Here is a 14,645-nt window from a genome sequence, read left to right as displayed (position 1 = left end):
GTTTTGCTTCCAGTAATAACCAATAGTTATATCTGACATGATACATTTGTATTTCTAATTATATCATAAACAGTTTATTATGAAACCACTGAACAACAGAAGAGACAGCCAACCGGAAAGGATGAACCAAGAATGTCGCTTGCCAAACCATATCCAAACTTGACCGCAACGGAAAAGATCCTGCTGAATTCGATCGTGGAGGGCGATCTGGTCCGCGGCTCCCGGATCGGCATCAAAGCCCATCAGACGCTGGGCCATGACCTGAACGCCATCATGACCTTTTTGGCGTTGGAATCGATGGGGATCGAAAAAGTCGACACCGAAGTATCGGTGCAGTACATCGATCACAACATGATCCAGGCCGACTACAAGAATGCCGACGACCATCGCTATCTGCGCGAAATCACCTCGCGGCTGGGCGTCATCTGCGCCAGACCGGGCAGCGGCATCTGCCATCAGCTGCATCTGGAACATTTCGGACGGCCCGGAAAAACGCTGATCGGCGGGGATTCGCATACGGTCGCGGCCGGCGGGATCGGGATGTTTTCGATCGGAGTCGGCGGCTTCGATGCCGCGATGGCCATGGCTGGCAAACCGCTCTACATCACTATGCCGAGAATCGTCAAAGTGAACCTGGTCGGCAAACTGCCGCAATTGGTATCGGCCAAGAACATCATTCTGGAAGTGCTGCGGCGGCTGACCGTCAAGGGCGGCGTCGGCAAGGTGCTCGAATACTGCGGCCCTGGTGTCGCCACGCTGAACGTGGCGGAGCGTTCCATCATCGCCAACATGGGCGCCGAAACGGGAGCGACCACTTCGGTCTTTCCGAGCGACGCCGAGACCAGAAAATGGTTGGCCGCCTACGGACGCGAGGAACAATGGGTTGCACTCGAAGCGGATGCGGGCGCCGTCTACGACGAGGAAATGACGATCGACCTTTCCCGATTGGAACCGCTTATCGCATTGCCTTCGCAGCCGGACAAGGTCGTGCCGGTGCGGGAAGTCGCCGGCAAAAAGATCGATCAGGTCATGCTCGGAAGCTGCACCAATACAGCCTTGGGCGATGTGCTGGCAATCGCCAATGCGCTGAAGGACCGCTTTGTGTCGCCCGATGTCGACGTTTCTTTCTATCCTTCAACAAGGACCGTGATCCGCGAAAGCATCCGGAGAGGGGCGTACGATCAGATTTTGACGGCGGGTGTCCGCATGTTCGAGCCGATCTGCGGCGGATGCAACGGCTGCGGTTTTGCACCGGGCACGGAAGGCGTCTCCTTGCGCACGACGCCCCGGAATTTCGAAGGCAGAAGCGGCACGAAAAGCGCGCACGTTTATCTGTGCGCTCCGGAAACGGCGGTCGCTTCGGCGCTGACAGGCGTGATCACCGATCCGCGCGCATTGGACATCCCCGACTTTGCTTACGAACTGCCCGACAAGTTCATCGATCCAGGCAATTTGTTCAACTATCCGAAGTTGGAAGGCACGGACGAAATCCATTACGGGCCGAACATCAAGCCGATCCCGAAAATGCCGCCGCTGGAGGACCAACTCAACAAACCGGTGCTGCTGAAATTGCCGGACAACATCACGACCGACCATATCTGTCCGGCGGGGGCTATATATCTGCCGATCCGTTCGAATATTCCCGAGATTTCGCGCCATTCCTTCAATGTTGTGGATGAGAGCTACAGCGAACGGGCAAAGGCGTCGGATGGCGGCATCCTGGTTGCCGGAACGAACTACGGCCAAGGCTCCAGCCGCGAGCAGGCGGCGATCGTGCCGCGCTATCTGGGCGTGAAGGCGGTCATTGCCCGCGGATTTGCACGCCTGCATTTGGCGAACATGGTGAACTGGGGCCTGCTGCCGCTCGTGTTTCGATCGGAACAGGATTACGCGGCGGTCGAACAAGGCGACCTGTTGGAAATCGACACAAGCGACCTGAAGGAAGCCGAACCGGTCCGCGTATGGAACCGGACCAGCGGCAGCAGCTTTTACGTCGATACCCCATTGGTGCAGGCGGACCTTGACGCAATCAAGGTCGGCGGCAGGATCAACACGGTGAAATGAGTTTGATGATGGCAAAAAAACACAGGATATGGGAGGAAAAAGGATGATTCAGTTACACGAGCAAGGTGCCTATTATTTTGATGATCAGATTTACCTGGAGAGCGAAAAGAAGAACGATGCATGGTTCGATCCGGAAGCCGGCAAGAAAAAAACGATGGCCTACAAAATTATGCAGGCGCATAATCATTCCGGCAACGACCGCATTCTGGAGCTGAAATTCGACAGCATCGCTTCGCACGATATCACCTTCGTGGGCATCATCCAGACAGCGAAGGCTTCCGGGATCGAAAAATTCCCGATCCCGTATGTGCTGACGAACTGCCACAACAGCCTCTGCGCTGTCGGCGGCACGATCAACGCGGACGACCATTTCTTCGGGCTTTCCGCTGCGAAGAAATACGGCGGAACGTTCGTGCCTCCGCACGTGGCGGTCATCCACCAGTACATGCGCGAAATGATGGCGGGCGGCGGCAAGATGATCTTGGGCTCCGACAGCCACACCCGCTACGGCGCGCTCGGTACGATGGCGATCGGCGAAGGCGGCGGCGAGCTGGTCAAGCAGCTGCTGAACAAGACCTATGACACCCATTACCCCGAAATCGTCGGGGTCCATTTGACCGGAAAACCGAAACCGGGAGTCGGGCCGCAGGACGTGGCTTTGAGCATCATCGGCAAGGTTTTCGCGAACGGTTTCGTCAAAAACCGTGTGATGGAGTTCATCGGACCCGGGATCGCCAATCTGAGCGTCGAGTTCCGCAACGGAATCGATGTCATGACGACCGAGACGACCTGCCTTTCCTCGATCTGGGCGACGGACACTCAAGTCCAGGACTACCTGACGACGCACTGCCGCGGCAATGACTACAAGGAGCTCAAGCCGGAGAACGGTGCCTACTACGACCGCTTCATCACGGTCGACCTGGACCAGATGGAGTGCATGATCGCGTTGCCGTTCCATCCGAGCAATGTCTTCTCGATCCGGGAACTGAACGAAAACCTGGAGGACATCCTGCATGAAACCGAAGTGCGGGGACAGGCTTTGCTGGAAGGATCGGATGTGACGTTCACCTTGACGGACAAAATCCGCAACGGCCGCCTGTTTGCCGAGCAGGGCTCCATCGCGGGCTGCGCGGGCGGCACCTACGACAATATCTGCGCGGCAGCGAATATCCTGTCCGGCAAGTCGGTCGGCAACGAAGAATTCTCGTTGAGCGTTTACCCAGCCAGCATGCCGGTCTACCAATGCCTGATGGACAACGGCAGCGCCTCAGCTTTGATGACTGCGGGCGCCATCTTCAAGACGGCATTCTGCGGTCCTTGCTTCGGAGGCGGCGACACGCCGGCTAACAATACGCTTTCGATCCGCCACACGACCCGGAACTTCATCCACCGCGAAGGTTCGAAGCCGCAGGACGGCCAACTGTCTTCCGTCGCGTTGATGGATGCGCGCTCGATTGCAGCCAGTGCCGTCAACCACGGGCTGATCACCGCCGCAACGGAACTGCTCCAGGAAGAAAAAGCGATACCGAAATACTTCTTCAACAAGGAAATCTACGAAAACCGCGTCTTCCAGGCGCATGACCAGATCCAGAAGGACTTGCCGTTGCGCATCGGCCCGAACATCGCCGAATGGCCGGAATTCAACGCCTTGACGGACGACATGCTCCTGAAGGTCACCGCGGTGCTGAAGGACCCGGTGACGACAACGGATGAACTGATCCCTTCCGGCGATACTTCAAGTTACCGTTCCAACCCGATCAAGCTTTCCGAATTCACCCTGTCGCGGAAAGACCCGCACTATGTTCCGCGGGCGAAGGCGATCCGGGAAGTCGAGCTGGAACGCTTGGCAGGGCATGACGTCAGACAAACGGACGAAGGATTGGCGGCAGTCTACGGGTCCATCCAGAACCATTTCCCCGATTTCGAATACGACAAAGCGATCGTCGGCAGCGTCATCTATGCCAACAAGCCGGGCGACGGTTCGGCCCGCGAACAGGCCGCCAGCTGCCAGAAAGTGTTGGGCGGATACGCCAACATCGCCAAGGAATATGCGACCAAACGCTACCGTTCCAACCTGATCAACTGGGGGATCCTGCCGCTGATCACCCCGGACGAAATCGAACTGAAGAACGGCGATTACATCCTGCTGCGCGGCGTCCGCAAATCCTTGGAGGAGGGCAGCAACCGCTTCGAAGCCTATTTGGTCAATGAAGATCTGCAGAAGATCAACCTCGGCATGGAAGCTTTGACGGCCGATGAAATCCAGATCCTGTTGGCGGGCTGCCTGATCAATTTCAACAAAAAGGAAGTGTTGGTCTGATGATGGACTTGAATGAGCAGCACAAGCAACGCTTCGGCGAACTGATCCGGAAGGAACAGCAGCGTTTGGCGAGGGTGAACGGAACAAAAGCGCTGCCGAAAAATTCGGATGAGGCAAAGGTCATCGCTGTGCTGCCGGGCGACGGCATCGGCCCGATCATCATGGCGCAGGCGATCCGGGTCCTTTCCGAATTGCTGAAGGATGAGCTGGTGAAAAAAGAAATCGAATTGCGGTTCATTGAAGGGTTGACGCTGGAAAACCGGCTTGCGACGGGCGAATCCGTGCCTGAAGCGGTCATGGCCGAAATCAAGTGCTGCCCGGTCATCCTGAAAGGGCCGATGACGACGCCGAAAGCGAGCGACGCCGGCATCAACCTGACGAGCGCGAATGCTATTTTGAGAAGGGAGCTGGACTTGTTCGCGAACATCCGGCCGGTCAAGATGGCGCACAAGGGCATCGATTGGACCTTCTTCCGCGAGAACACGGAAGGCCCATATGCGCTGGGGAGCGACGGGCTGCAGATCGATGAGGATCTGTCGATCGACTTCGTCGTGGAGAGCCGCACCTGCACGGAACGCATCGCCCGCGCCGCTTTTGAATACGCCAAAACCAACGGCAAGCGCAACGTCACGGTCGTCACGAAGGCCAACATCATCAAGCGCACGGACGGCAATTTCCTGAACACCTGCAAGGAGATCGCGCGGGAGTATGCCGGCATCGGGCTGGAGGAAAGATTGGTCGATGTAACCGCTGCCAGATTGACAAATCCGGAATTCCACAAAGGCCTGGAAGTGTTCGTCTTGCCGAACCTGTACGGCGACATCATCACGGATATCGCCGCCGAATACCAGGGCGGCCTGGGGACTGCCGGGTCCGCCAACATCGGCACGGATTACGCCGTGTTCGAAGCCATCCATGGATCAGCGCCATTCCTGGTGGAGAACAACCGCGCCGAATATGCCGATCCGAGCAGCCTGCTGCGCGCGGTCGGCATGCTGCTGAACCACATCGGCAAAAATGGACAGGCGACTCGTTTGGAAAAGGCACTCGATATCTGCGGATCGACAGAGCGGCGGATCAAGATCACCAGCTTCCGCGAGGACGCCTCGACTGAAGAATATACGGATTACATTTTGGAAACACTCGCTGCCGAATATGCGTTGCAGTAGCGCCGCATTCGATGCCCCCTGGATGACGGCCAACTATAGTCGGTCGTCATCCAGGGGGCATTTTTTGCCCTGAACGGATGTGCGCCGGTGTCTTCTTTTTTTTATTCCGGGACATCTTGACTATCCATTTTTCCTGTTGTAGTCTGTATGGGTATCAAAAAACAGAATAAGACAGTTCGTAACCATCCTGTCTCTAATCAAAACTAGGACCCGACTGCTGTGTTTTTGAAGCGGTCGATTGTTGATGGGCATATTGTGCCCTTTTTTTGTGCCAAAAAATATTAATGATTTGCATATTTCGAAGCCATCAAAGACAAGCCCAGTTCTGGAACGACGGATCAGCAGAACGGCAACAATGCCGGTTTACAGGAGACACCCGCTGCGGACAACTTTAGGGGGAGAAATACACAAATGTATATTTTAAAAACAGAACACAGTTTCGATAGTGCGCATTTTCTTGCTGGATACGAGGGCAAATGCGCAAACATCCACGGCCACAGGTGGAGGGTCGAAATCGAGGTGCAGGCGGAAGAATTGATCAACTCCGGCCAACTGGACGGCATGGTGGTGGATTTCGGGGATCTGAAAAAGGATCTGAAGGCTGTTGTGGACCGGTTTGACCACGCGCTGATCATCGAGCAGGGTACCATGCGGGAACTGACCTTGCAGTGCATCAAGGAAGACGGATTCAACGTCATCGAATTCCCGGCCCGGCCGACAGCCGAAAATTTCGCCGCCCATTTCTATCGGACAATGAAGAATCTGGGCTATGACGTGAGGCGGGCGACCGTTTATGAAACACCTACCAACAGCGCCGCCTATGAAGAAAGCGGGGTGAGATAGATGGCATTGCAAGTAGTCGAAAAATTTGTCAGCATCAATGGCGAAGGCCGCAGGTGCGGGCAATTGGCGACCTTCATCCGGTTCGCCGGGTGCAACCTGAACTGCGGTTATTGCGATACCGCCTGGGCCAACGACCGAAAAGTCGCTTTCGATCCGATGACGCCCGAGGAAGTCTATGCCTATATCAAGGATACCCAAGTCACGAACGTCACCCTGACCGGTGGAGAACCGCTGCTGCAGCAGGATATCGGAGAACTTCTGGAGCTGCTGTCGCAGGATCCGCAGCTCTATGTCGAAATCGAAACGAACGGCAGCGTCTTGTTGAGCCGCTTTTCCGATCTGGAAAATCCGCCGAGCTTCACGATGGACTACAAGCTTCCTTACAGCGGGATGGAGCGGATGATGGCATTGGATAATTTCGAGCAACTGACTGCGAAGGACACGGTCAAATTTGTTTCGGGGAGCCTGGCGGATTTGGAGAAGGCCAAGGAAATGATCGATCGGTACAAACTGACCGAAAAAACCGCCGTCTTCATCAGCCCGATCTTCGGGGAAATCGAGCTGGAAACCATCGTTGATTTCATGAAGGACAATCAGCTGAATGGGGTCAATATGCAGGTGCAGCTCCATAAAGTCATCTGGGATCCGAACGAGAGAGGAGTTTAGGTCATGGCAATCGATATAGCAGCAATCGAAAAGCATATAAGGGGGATTTTGATTGCCCTGGGTGATGATCCCGAAAGAGAGGGGCTCAAGGATACTCCGAAACGCGTGGCCAGAATGTATGAAGATGTCTACAAAGGGATGTGCTACACGAATGACGAAATCGCTGAAATGCTGAACACCACTTTCGAGGACGACCTGGCGTTGGGAAGTGCCGGCAATGATCTGGTTTTTATGAAGGATATTGAGATCTTCAGCCATTGCGAACATCATCTGGCTTTGATGTACAACATGAAGGTGGCGGTGGCTTATGTGCCCAAACAAAAAGTCATCGGCTTGAGCAAAATAGCCAGGATAGCCGACATGGCAAGTCGCAGGCTGCAGCTGCAGGAGCGGATCGGCACAGACATAGCGGAAATCCTGCAGAAAATCACCGATTCTGAGGACGTGGCTGTCCTTATCCAAGGCGAACACGGCTGCATGACCACCCGCGGCATCCAAAAGCCGGGCGCGAAGACCATCACGACCACGCTGCGCGGGCGCTTCAACACAGACCCGATGCTGAACCATAAGCTGATGATGCTTTATATGAAGGACGGTTCGAATCCGCTGGGTTGAGAGATCAGCTGGCGAGGAGTGTTCACCGGAGGAAAGCGAAGCTGCCGGTGCCTTAAATCCGGCGAAGGCTGCGCTCGCCGGACAACGGCGCGGCCAGTCTCGCTAAACTTCGGCTAAGCGCGCTTCCCCGGAGTGGGGCGAATCAGAAAAGGCTGCCGCTCCGGTCAAGCATACGCTCACCGGAGCACAGCCAAACGGAAGGCATTCCTGGCAGGACAACCAAAAAAGCACAAGTATCTCGGCAACAATAATGTGCCAAGATACTTGCGCTTTTTGCTATGAAAAGAAGGCCGATCCCATTCTGCCGAGCAGCCACAAGATTTCGATGACGACCACCAGGCTGCCGATTTTGAAAAGCAACCCGTTCACGAGGCCGTTCGCGCTGCACAATCCGAGGCGGATGCCGCCGGACAGCGGATAAAAGAGTTTCACGCGTTTGTGGTTCAGTATGTCGATCGCAATATGCGACGCCATCGCAACCGCGAAAGAGGCCACCAACAGCGGCGAAAGAATATAGACAGCCATGCTCAGCGAGGCCAGTCCGAGTATGGAATGGAGAAACGACCGATGCGGTTGTTCCTTTCCGAAGATGCAGATTCCCAAAAAAATGACGGCTCCGAAAAAGATCCGCGAGTAGGAGCTGTGATTCAGGATGGCGGAGAAGATCCCGAGCGACCATCTCGACTCAGCGAAGGCCAACAGCACCGATACCGCCAGGATCAATCCAAGTATCCAGTCCAGTGTCTGATGGGATTCCGAAGTGGTGACATCAATGTCGCTGATGACCGAGCCGACGATCGCTGCGCCCAGACAGATGAAGAGCTCTTTCAGCGTGGAAGGTTGCGTAACCAGCAAGCTGGCGGCAGTCCCTATCACTACATGTGTTTTTCCGGTCATGATAAATCCTTTCCAAAATAAAATAAGCAAGAACGCCTGTTCCTGCCGTGTCTATCATATCCGATTCAGTGGCAAAAAGAAACAAAAATTGCCAGAGATTTGATATGTAATCGTATTTGCCTATCACAACTGTTCGTTTTTCGGTGTTATCCAAACAGTCGGGATGGTGGTATTCTCTCTTTACTACACAAAATGAAAAGAGGGAACAGATATGCCAAATCAACTATTCAAAGTGACATCCACCAGTCTGAACGAAAACTACCAAGTGATCAACAAAGCCAGAGGCAAGTCCATCGTGCTGGATGAACCGGAAGCATTCGGGGGCACGGACATCGGCCTGAGTCCGGTGGAGGCACTGCTTGCCGGGTTGGGCAGCTGCAAAGCCATCGCCGGTCGGATGTTTGCCGAGAAGCTCGGCATCAAACTCCATGAACTGGAGATCGAAGTGAGCGGCAACCTGAACACGGACGGTTTTTTGGGCGATGAGAATGTAAAGATCGGGTTCACCGACATCCATGCAATCTACCGTGTCAAAGCCGACAATACCGAAGCGGAAATCAATCATTTTGTGGAATTTGTCGAGGCCCATTGCCCTGTCGGCGATACTCTGATCAATCCCGCCAGCATCAGCTTTGATACCACAATCATTTGAAAAATTCAACGGAAGAGTGCCCCGATCGATACGCAGTGTGTGTCGGATCGGGGCACTCATTCTTTTGGGAGCCTAATGCCCACCGTGACTGCTTGGCAGGATTCCCCAAAAATAAGACGTTAATTTGCTGGAAAAGTGTTGGAGGGTATCTGTTGGGTGCCGGAGCAGTGAGTGCGTTATAATGAAGTCAATGGAAACTGTTTATGGAATGCGCAACTTGCGATCGCTTGAGGAAACCATCGTGGTGTGAAGGAAGGGCTGTTTTATGCAAGAAAAAAGAAGTATCGAATATTGGAGTCTGCCGCAGGATGAGGTGTTGCGTTCGGTCCGTTCCAATGTAAATGGGCTGACGGCAGCGGAAGCTGCAGCACGGCTGCGACAATACGGCGAAAACACGCTCAGGAAACAGAAAAAAGACACGCAGCTGTTGGCATTCTTAAGCCAATTCAAAAGTCCCATCATCCTTATTTTGCTCGTCGCGACGGGAATATCAGCAGCGACAGGCGAATGGATCGATGCGATGATCATCTTGGGGATCATATTGGTGAGTGCGATACTCAGCTTTTACCAGGAATACACCGCGGGCAATGTCATCGCGGAACTCCGGGCAAAAGTGCAGGCTAAATCCGTCGTCCTTCGTGAGGGCAAGCCGATCGAGATTGCATCAAAAGAAGTGGTCCCGGGCGATATCATCAAGTTATCCATCGGCAGCCTTATTGTTGCGGACGGGCTGATATTGGAAAGTGAGAATTTATTCGTCAATCAGTCCATCCTGACAGGGGAATCTTTGCCGTCCGAAAAGAAGCCGGATAAGGTCAACGAAGATGCCAGCATGGAAGAGCGCACCAACTGTGTCTACACGGGAACGAGCGTACAAAGCGGAAACGCCACGATGTTGGTTGTGGAAACGGGAGCAAGTACCGAATTCGGACAAATAGCGGACAAACTGGCTTTGCGCCCGCCGGAAACCGATTTCGAACGCGGGGTACGGCGCTTCGGTTATTTGTTGACTGAAATCATGCTTGTTCTCACCTTGATCGTGTTCGCCATCAACGTCATCATGAACCGGCCGGCGATAGAAGCCCTGCTGTTCTCGGTTGCGCTAGCCGTTGGGATTACGCCGCAGCTGCTGCCTGCAATCATCAGCATCACGCTCTCGAAAGGATCCCGCATCATGGCGAAGGAAGGAGTCATCGTCCGCCGTTTGACCGCGATCGAAAACTTTGGCAGCATGGACATTCTCTGTACCGACAAGACCGGCACCTTGACGGAAGGCACCATCCGTCTCGATGGAGCGGCTGGTGTTGACGGACAGCCATCCGATGAAGTGTTCTGGCTTGCTTATTTGAATGCCAAGCTCCAGACCGGAATGGCGAATACGCTGGATGATGCGATCAGCGCCGCCAAAGATCTGGATATCAGCGCCATCAAAAAGCAAGCGGAGATTCCTTTTGATTTCAACCGAGAACGACTGAGTATCATTGTTCAGGAGACCGACCAGTGCCTGATGATTGCGAAAGGGGGACTGAACAGCATCCTTGCCGTCTGCACGCAAGTTGAAATCGCCGGCTGCGGAAAGGCAATGGATGAGCAGACTTTATCAGTCATCCAGCAGCATTACGAAGAATGGAGCAGTCAAGGGATCCGCATCATCGCCGTCGCAAAAAAAACGGTGGCCTTGCAGCAACAGTATACGGTTGAGGATGAAGCGGACATGATTTTGATGGGCTTCCTGTTGCTTTTTGACCATCCCAAAGAGGATGTATCGCGCACCATTACGGACCTCAAAAATCAGGGGGTCAGCCTGCGGGTCATCACCGGCGACAATAAGCTGATCGCCTTGCACACTGCTGAGGCTGTGGGGTTGGAAGTCACGGGTGTACTGACTGGATCCGAGCTCATGCGTCTGAGCGACGAAGCGTTGTGGAGCAAAATCGAAGCGACTACGGTATTTGCCGAAGTGGATCCCAACCAGAAGGAACGGATCATTTTGGCTCTGAAGAAGCAAAATCATGTCGTGGGCTATATGGGGGACGGCATCAATGACGTACCCGCCTTGCATGCCGCCGATGTGAGCTTATCGGTCGAAAACGCTGTTGATGTGGCGAAGGAATCAGCCGATTTCGTGCTGGTCGAAAAAAGTCTGAAGGTGTTGAGCCGCGGTATTGAGCTAGGCCGGACAACCTTTGCGAATACGCTGAAATACATCCAGGTCACCACCAGTGCCAATTTTGGCAATATGTTCAGCATGGCCGGGGCATCCTTGTTTTTGCCGTTCCTGCCGTTGCTCCCTAAACAAATTTTATTGATCAATTTTTTGAGCGATTTCCCTGCAATCACCATCGCCAACGACAGTGTTGACAAGGAAATTGTGGCAAGACCTCTCAGATGGGATATCCATTTCATCCGTGATTTTATGATTGTGTTTGGTTTGGTCAGTTCAATTTTTGATTACCTGACTTTTGCTGTTCTGTTCTTCGGATTCAATGCAAAACACGGTATATTCCAGAGCAGCTGGTTCACTATTTCAGTTCTGACGGAATTGCTGGTGTTGTTGGTCATGCGGACGCAGAAACGCTTCTATAGGAGCAGACCCGCCCCGTTATTGCTTTATTCATCCATCGCGGTTGGCATTTTCACCTTGCTGATCCCCTATCTGCCTTTCCATCAATATTTGGGTATCGAGCCCGTCAAGCCGTTGCTGCTGTTTTCTCTGTTCTTCATCTTGGCCCTGTACGTAATCGTCACAGAAATCGCCAAATATTATTTTTACAATGCAAAGGCGCAACCGAAACATGGGAAATTCCGCAGTTAAGCGGAGAGTCCCCTTGAGGTGGCGGCCCGGGAGGCGTGATATGCATGTTCGAAACTTGTTATTTTTTACTCGGAACAGCGAACAGTCTGCTTTTGACCACCATTTTTTTGCTTGTGAGATATGCCAAAGCCTCCCGAGTAGCGGCAGCGGGGAAAGTTTATTTGGCGCTGGCGGTCCCTGCCGGCATACTAATCGCCCTGGCGCAACAGCAGCAGATACCGGTCCAATACACGATATTCCTGAGTATCTTTCTGGTTTTCCTTGCGCTGGAAGGCATCTATGATTTTGTTCTGAAAGTATCTTTCCGCGATAATTGGAAGTTGTTGACGCCTTATCTGATGCTGTATTGGTCACTGAATTACGGTTTCATCGTGCTGGCGTGGAGACATTCGAACGTGCAGGGCGGATTTCTGTTGGGTTTGTTCGTTCTCCAGATCATCGCCAATATCCGCTCGCACACGAAAGAGACGGAAAAATGAGCGCATGCAGCGGCAATTCAAATGAATGCGGCAAACAAACGAAGCATAACACCCGAGCGACGGCGTTATGCTTCGTTTGCGCTATGCATCATTGTCTAGTTTGGGCTCGCGCCTCTTCCTGCACCAATCCAAGGAAATATTCGGAGGCTTTCGAAAACACCTGATACTTTTTCCAGACAAAGTGAAGGCCGGCTTCCAGTTTCGGCTCCAACGGACGGAAGCACAGGGCGCGGTCTTCACCGGTAGCGATGATGCCGTCCAGGCAGAGGGCGTACCGCTCGCCTTCTTCCACGAGCAGGGAAGCGTTGTAGAGGAGGTTGTAGGTCGTGACAATGTTCAAGCTGCGTTCATTGCCGCCCAACCAACCGGCGAGTTCGTTCTTTACCAGCAACTGGTTCGAACAGATCAAGGCTTTGCCCCGCAAATCTTTCGAAGTGATGCTTTCCCGGGTTGCCAGAGGGCTGTCTTTCCTCATCAGGATGCCCCAGACGTTTTTTGTCGGCAGTTTGGTGAAATCGTACTTGCTCATGTTGGTTGGCTCGACCAGCACCCCGAAATCGATCAAACCCTTGTCCAGTCGGTCGCTGACATCCTCGGCATTGCCGCTGAAGAGATGGAATTTGAGCAGCGGATGCTCTGACTGGGCTCTGGCGATCGCCCGTGCGATGAGGCGCATCCCTTCGGATTCCGCACCGCCCACGTAGATGTCCCCGCTGAATTCGGTGTCGTCCGCATTCAGTTCCGCCTCAGTCTTTTCCACGAGCTGGATGATTTCTTCGGCCCGTTTCCGGAGCAGCATGCCGTCCTCGGTCAAAGTGATTTTGCGGTTGCCGCGGATGATCAACTCTTTGCCCAGTTCCTCCTCCAGTTCCTTCAGCTGCCGCGAAAGTGTCGGTTGCGTGATGTGCAGAAATTCCGCGGCACCCGATATGCTTTCTTCCCTTGCGATCGTCAAAAAATACTGCAGTACCCTAAATTCCATAATCCCAACTCCTTTGACTCCATTTTAAGGTTTTGTGCCATGCCTTTCAAGTATAGCAAGGCATCTGATATAGGTATTGGATATTCTTCCCGATAGGCGATATCCTATTCATGAGGAGTGAGACAAGTGGACATAAGGGAAGAGATGTTGATCACAAATCTGAAGGATGCAGGCTGCACGGATGAAACCATCGCTGCTTTTCTGCAATACCGTCAAACGAACGAATCGGCGAAACAAATGGATCTGCTGAAGAAACACAGGAGCGGCTTATTGGATAAGATCCATGAGGATCAGAAGGCAATCGACTGTCTGGATTATCTGCTCTACAGAATGAAATGAAACATATCAGGGGGAAAAGAAAATGATCGGAACAATCGCAGGATTTTTGACTACATTGGCATTCGTGCCGCAAGTGATTCAGGTGTTGAGGACAAAGAACACGAAAGCCATTTCGTTGGGGATGTACCTTATGTCGGTGACAGGCATTTTCCTATGGATGGCCCATGGTTATGCAATCGGGGATATGGCGCTGTTCATCGCGAACGTCATCACCTTTTGCTTGGCCTTGGTCATTCTGATCGCGAAATTGAAATACAAATAAGTATTCGGATCAGTTTAGGCTGATCCTTTTTTTGTTTTTTGGTGCATTCGGCTATAATGGACACGAGAGGTGGTGCAACCATGTTGGAGGAATTGGCGTTTGAAATAGCGAAAGCGGCGCATGCCGGCCAGAAGGACAAAGCCGGGCTTGATTATATCCTGCATCCGCAGCAAGTGGCAGCGATGGTGACGACGGATGAGCAGAAGGTTGTCGCGCTGCTGCATGATATCATCGAGGATACGGAGGTGACAGCCAACGATTTGCTGGCCAAGGGATTGCCTGACAACATTGTCGAAGCTGTGGAAGCATTGACCAAAAAATCCGGCCAAAGCTATAGTGATTATTTGGCAAACGTCAAAAAGAACGGATTGGCCACTACCGTGAAGCTGGCTGATCTGAAGCACAATTCGGATTTGAGCCGTTTGGAGAAGATCACCAAAAAGGACAGGGATCGGGCAGAAAAATACCGCAAGGCGATTGAATATTTATCGGAGTGACAAAAATAAAAAATGGACCAGCAATTCCCCGGAAGGAGGATTTGC

General features: G+C 53.1%; 14 protein-coding genes. 12 read left to right on the top strand and 2 right to left on the bottom strand.

From position 1 onward, the window contains the following. Positions 1-132: 132 nt before the first annotated feature. The 6 genes from BMX58_RS02225 (at position 133) to folE (ending at position 7,677) form a co-directional block, all read left to right on the top strand. Complete coding sequence (locus BMX58_RS02225) at positions 133-2,064, top strand: aconitate hydratase (RefSeq protein ID WP_068621992.1); 1,932 nt, start codon at positions 133-135, stop codon at positions 2,062-2,064. 43 nt (positions 2,065-2,107) lie between these two features. After that, complete coding sequence (locus tag BMX58_RS02220) at positions 2,108-4,384, top strand: hydratase (protein WP_068621990.1); 2,277 nt, start codon at positions 2,108-2,110, stop codon at positions 4,382-4,384. Beyond that, complete coding sequence (locus BMX58_RS02215) at positions 4,384-5,553, top strand: isocitrate/isopropylmalate family dehydrogenase (RefSeq protein ID WP_239420528.1); 1,170 nt, start codon at positions 4,384-4,386, stop codon at positions 5,551-5,553. The genes BMX58_RS02220 and BMX58_RS02215 overlap by 1 nt, the downstream gene beginning before the upstream one ends. A gap of 411 nt (positions 5,554-5,964) precedes the next feature. Next, a complete protein-coding gene (gene queD, locus BMX58_RS02210; protein ID WP_068621988.1) occupies positions 5,965-6,396 on the top strand; it encodes a 6-carboxytetrahydropterin synthase QueD in 432 nt (143 codons plus the stop codon). After that, the gene (gene queE / locus BMX58_RS02205) at positions 6,397-7,062 is read left to right on the top strand and encodes a putative 7-carboxy-7-deazaguanine synthase QueE (protein WP_068621986.1); all 666 of its coding nucleotides are present in this window, start codon (positions 6,397-6,399) and stop codon (positions 7,060-7,062) included. It begins immediately after the preceding gene. Between the two features lie 3 nt (positions 7,063-7,065). Next, the gene (gene folE, locus BMX58_RS02200; protein ID WP_068621984.1) at positions 7,066-7,677 is read left to right on the top strand and encodes a GTP cyclohydrolase I FolE; all 612 of its coding nucleotides are present in this window, start codon (positions 7,066-7,068) and stop codon (positions 7,675-7,677) included. A gap of 276 nt (positions 7,678-7,953) precedes the next feature. On the opposite strand, the gene BMX58_RS02195 is transcribed toward folE, so the two are convergent. After that, positions 7,954-8,574, bottom strand: a complete 621-nt coding sequence (locus BMX58_RS02195; protein WP_068621981.1) for a metal-dependent hydrolase — start codon at positions 8,572-8,574, stop codon at positions 7,954-7,956. 211 nt (positions 8,575-8,785) lie between these two features. On the opposite strand from BMX58_RS02195, the gene BMX58_RS02190 reads away from it, so the two are divergent. The 3 genes from BMX58_RS02190 (at position 8,786) to BMX58_RS02180 (ending at position 12,520) form a co-directional block, all read left to right on the top strand. Then, complete coding sequence (locus tag BMX58_RS02190; RefSeq protein WP_068621979.1) at positions 8,786-9,226, top strand: OsmC family protein; 441 nt, start codon at positions 8,786-8,788, stop codon at positions 9,224-9,226. Between the two features lie 265 nt (positions 9,227-9,491). Further along, positions 9,492-12,041: a magnesium-translocating P-type ATPase gene (mgtA, locus tag BMX58_RS02185; RefSeq protein ID WP_068621977.1), complete on the top strand. Its 2,550-nt coding sequence runs from the start codon at positions 9,492-9,494 to the stop codon at positions 12,039-12,041. 44 nt (positions 12,042-12,085) lie between these two features. Further along, a complete protein-coding gene (locus BMX58_RS02180; protein ID WP_068621973.1) occupies positions 12,086-12,520 on the top strand; it encodes a hypothetical protein in 435 nt (144 codons plus the stop codon). An 88-nt stretch (positions 12,521-12,608) separates the two neighbouring features. Here the strand turns inward: BMX58_RS02180 and BMX58_RS02175 are convergent, their stop codons facing one another. Beyond that, positions 12,609-13,502 (bottom strand): LysR family transcriptional regulator, encoded by an 894-nt coding sequence (locus BMX58_RS02175; RefSeq protein WP_068621972.1) that lies wholly within the window; start codon positions 13,500-13,502, stop codon positions 12,609-12,611. Between the two features lie 126 nt (positions 13,503-13,628). Here BMX58_RS02175 and BMX58_RS02170 point away from each other — a divergent pair, with 126 nt between their 5' ends. From BMX58_RS02170 to BMX58_RS02160, 3 genes are all read left to right on the top strand, one after another. After that, positions 13,629-13,841: a MerR family transcriptional regulator gene (locus BMX58_RS02170; protein ID WP_204243755.1), complete on the top strand. Its 213-nt coding sequence runs from the start codon at positions 13,629-13,631 to the stop codon at positions 13,839-13,841. Between the two features lie 22 nt (positions 13,842-13,863). Then, the gene (locus BMX58_RS02165) at positions 13,864-14,103 is read left to right on the top strand and encodes a SemiSWEET family sugar transporter (RefSeq protein ID WP_068621970.1); all 240 of its coding nucleotides are present in this window, start codon (positions 13,864-13,866) and stop codon (positions 14,101-14,103) included. 80 nt (positions 14,104-14,183) lie between these two features. Continuing rightward, positions 14,184-14,600: an HD domain-containing protein gene (locus BMX58_RS02160; RefSeq protein ID WP_068621965.1), complete on the top strand. Its 417-nt coding sequence runs from the start codon at positions 14,184-14,186 to the stop codon at positions 14,598-14,600. The last annotated feature ends 45 nt before the right edge of the window (positions 14,601-14,645 follow it).

This window comes from Trichococcus ilyis (assembly GCF_900109135.1).
GTDB classification, from domain to species: Bacteria; Bacillota; Bacilli; order Lactobacillales; family Aerococcaceae; genus Trichococcus; species Trichococcus ilyis.
Note: the sequence above shows the minus strand (reverse complement) of the source record. Positions and strands in the feature narration are given on the sequence as shown.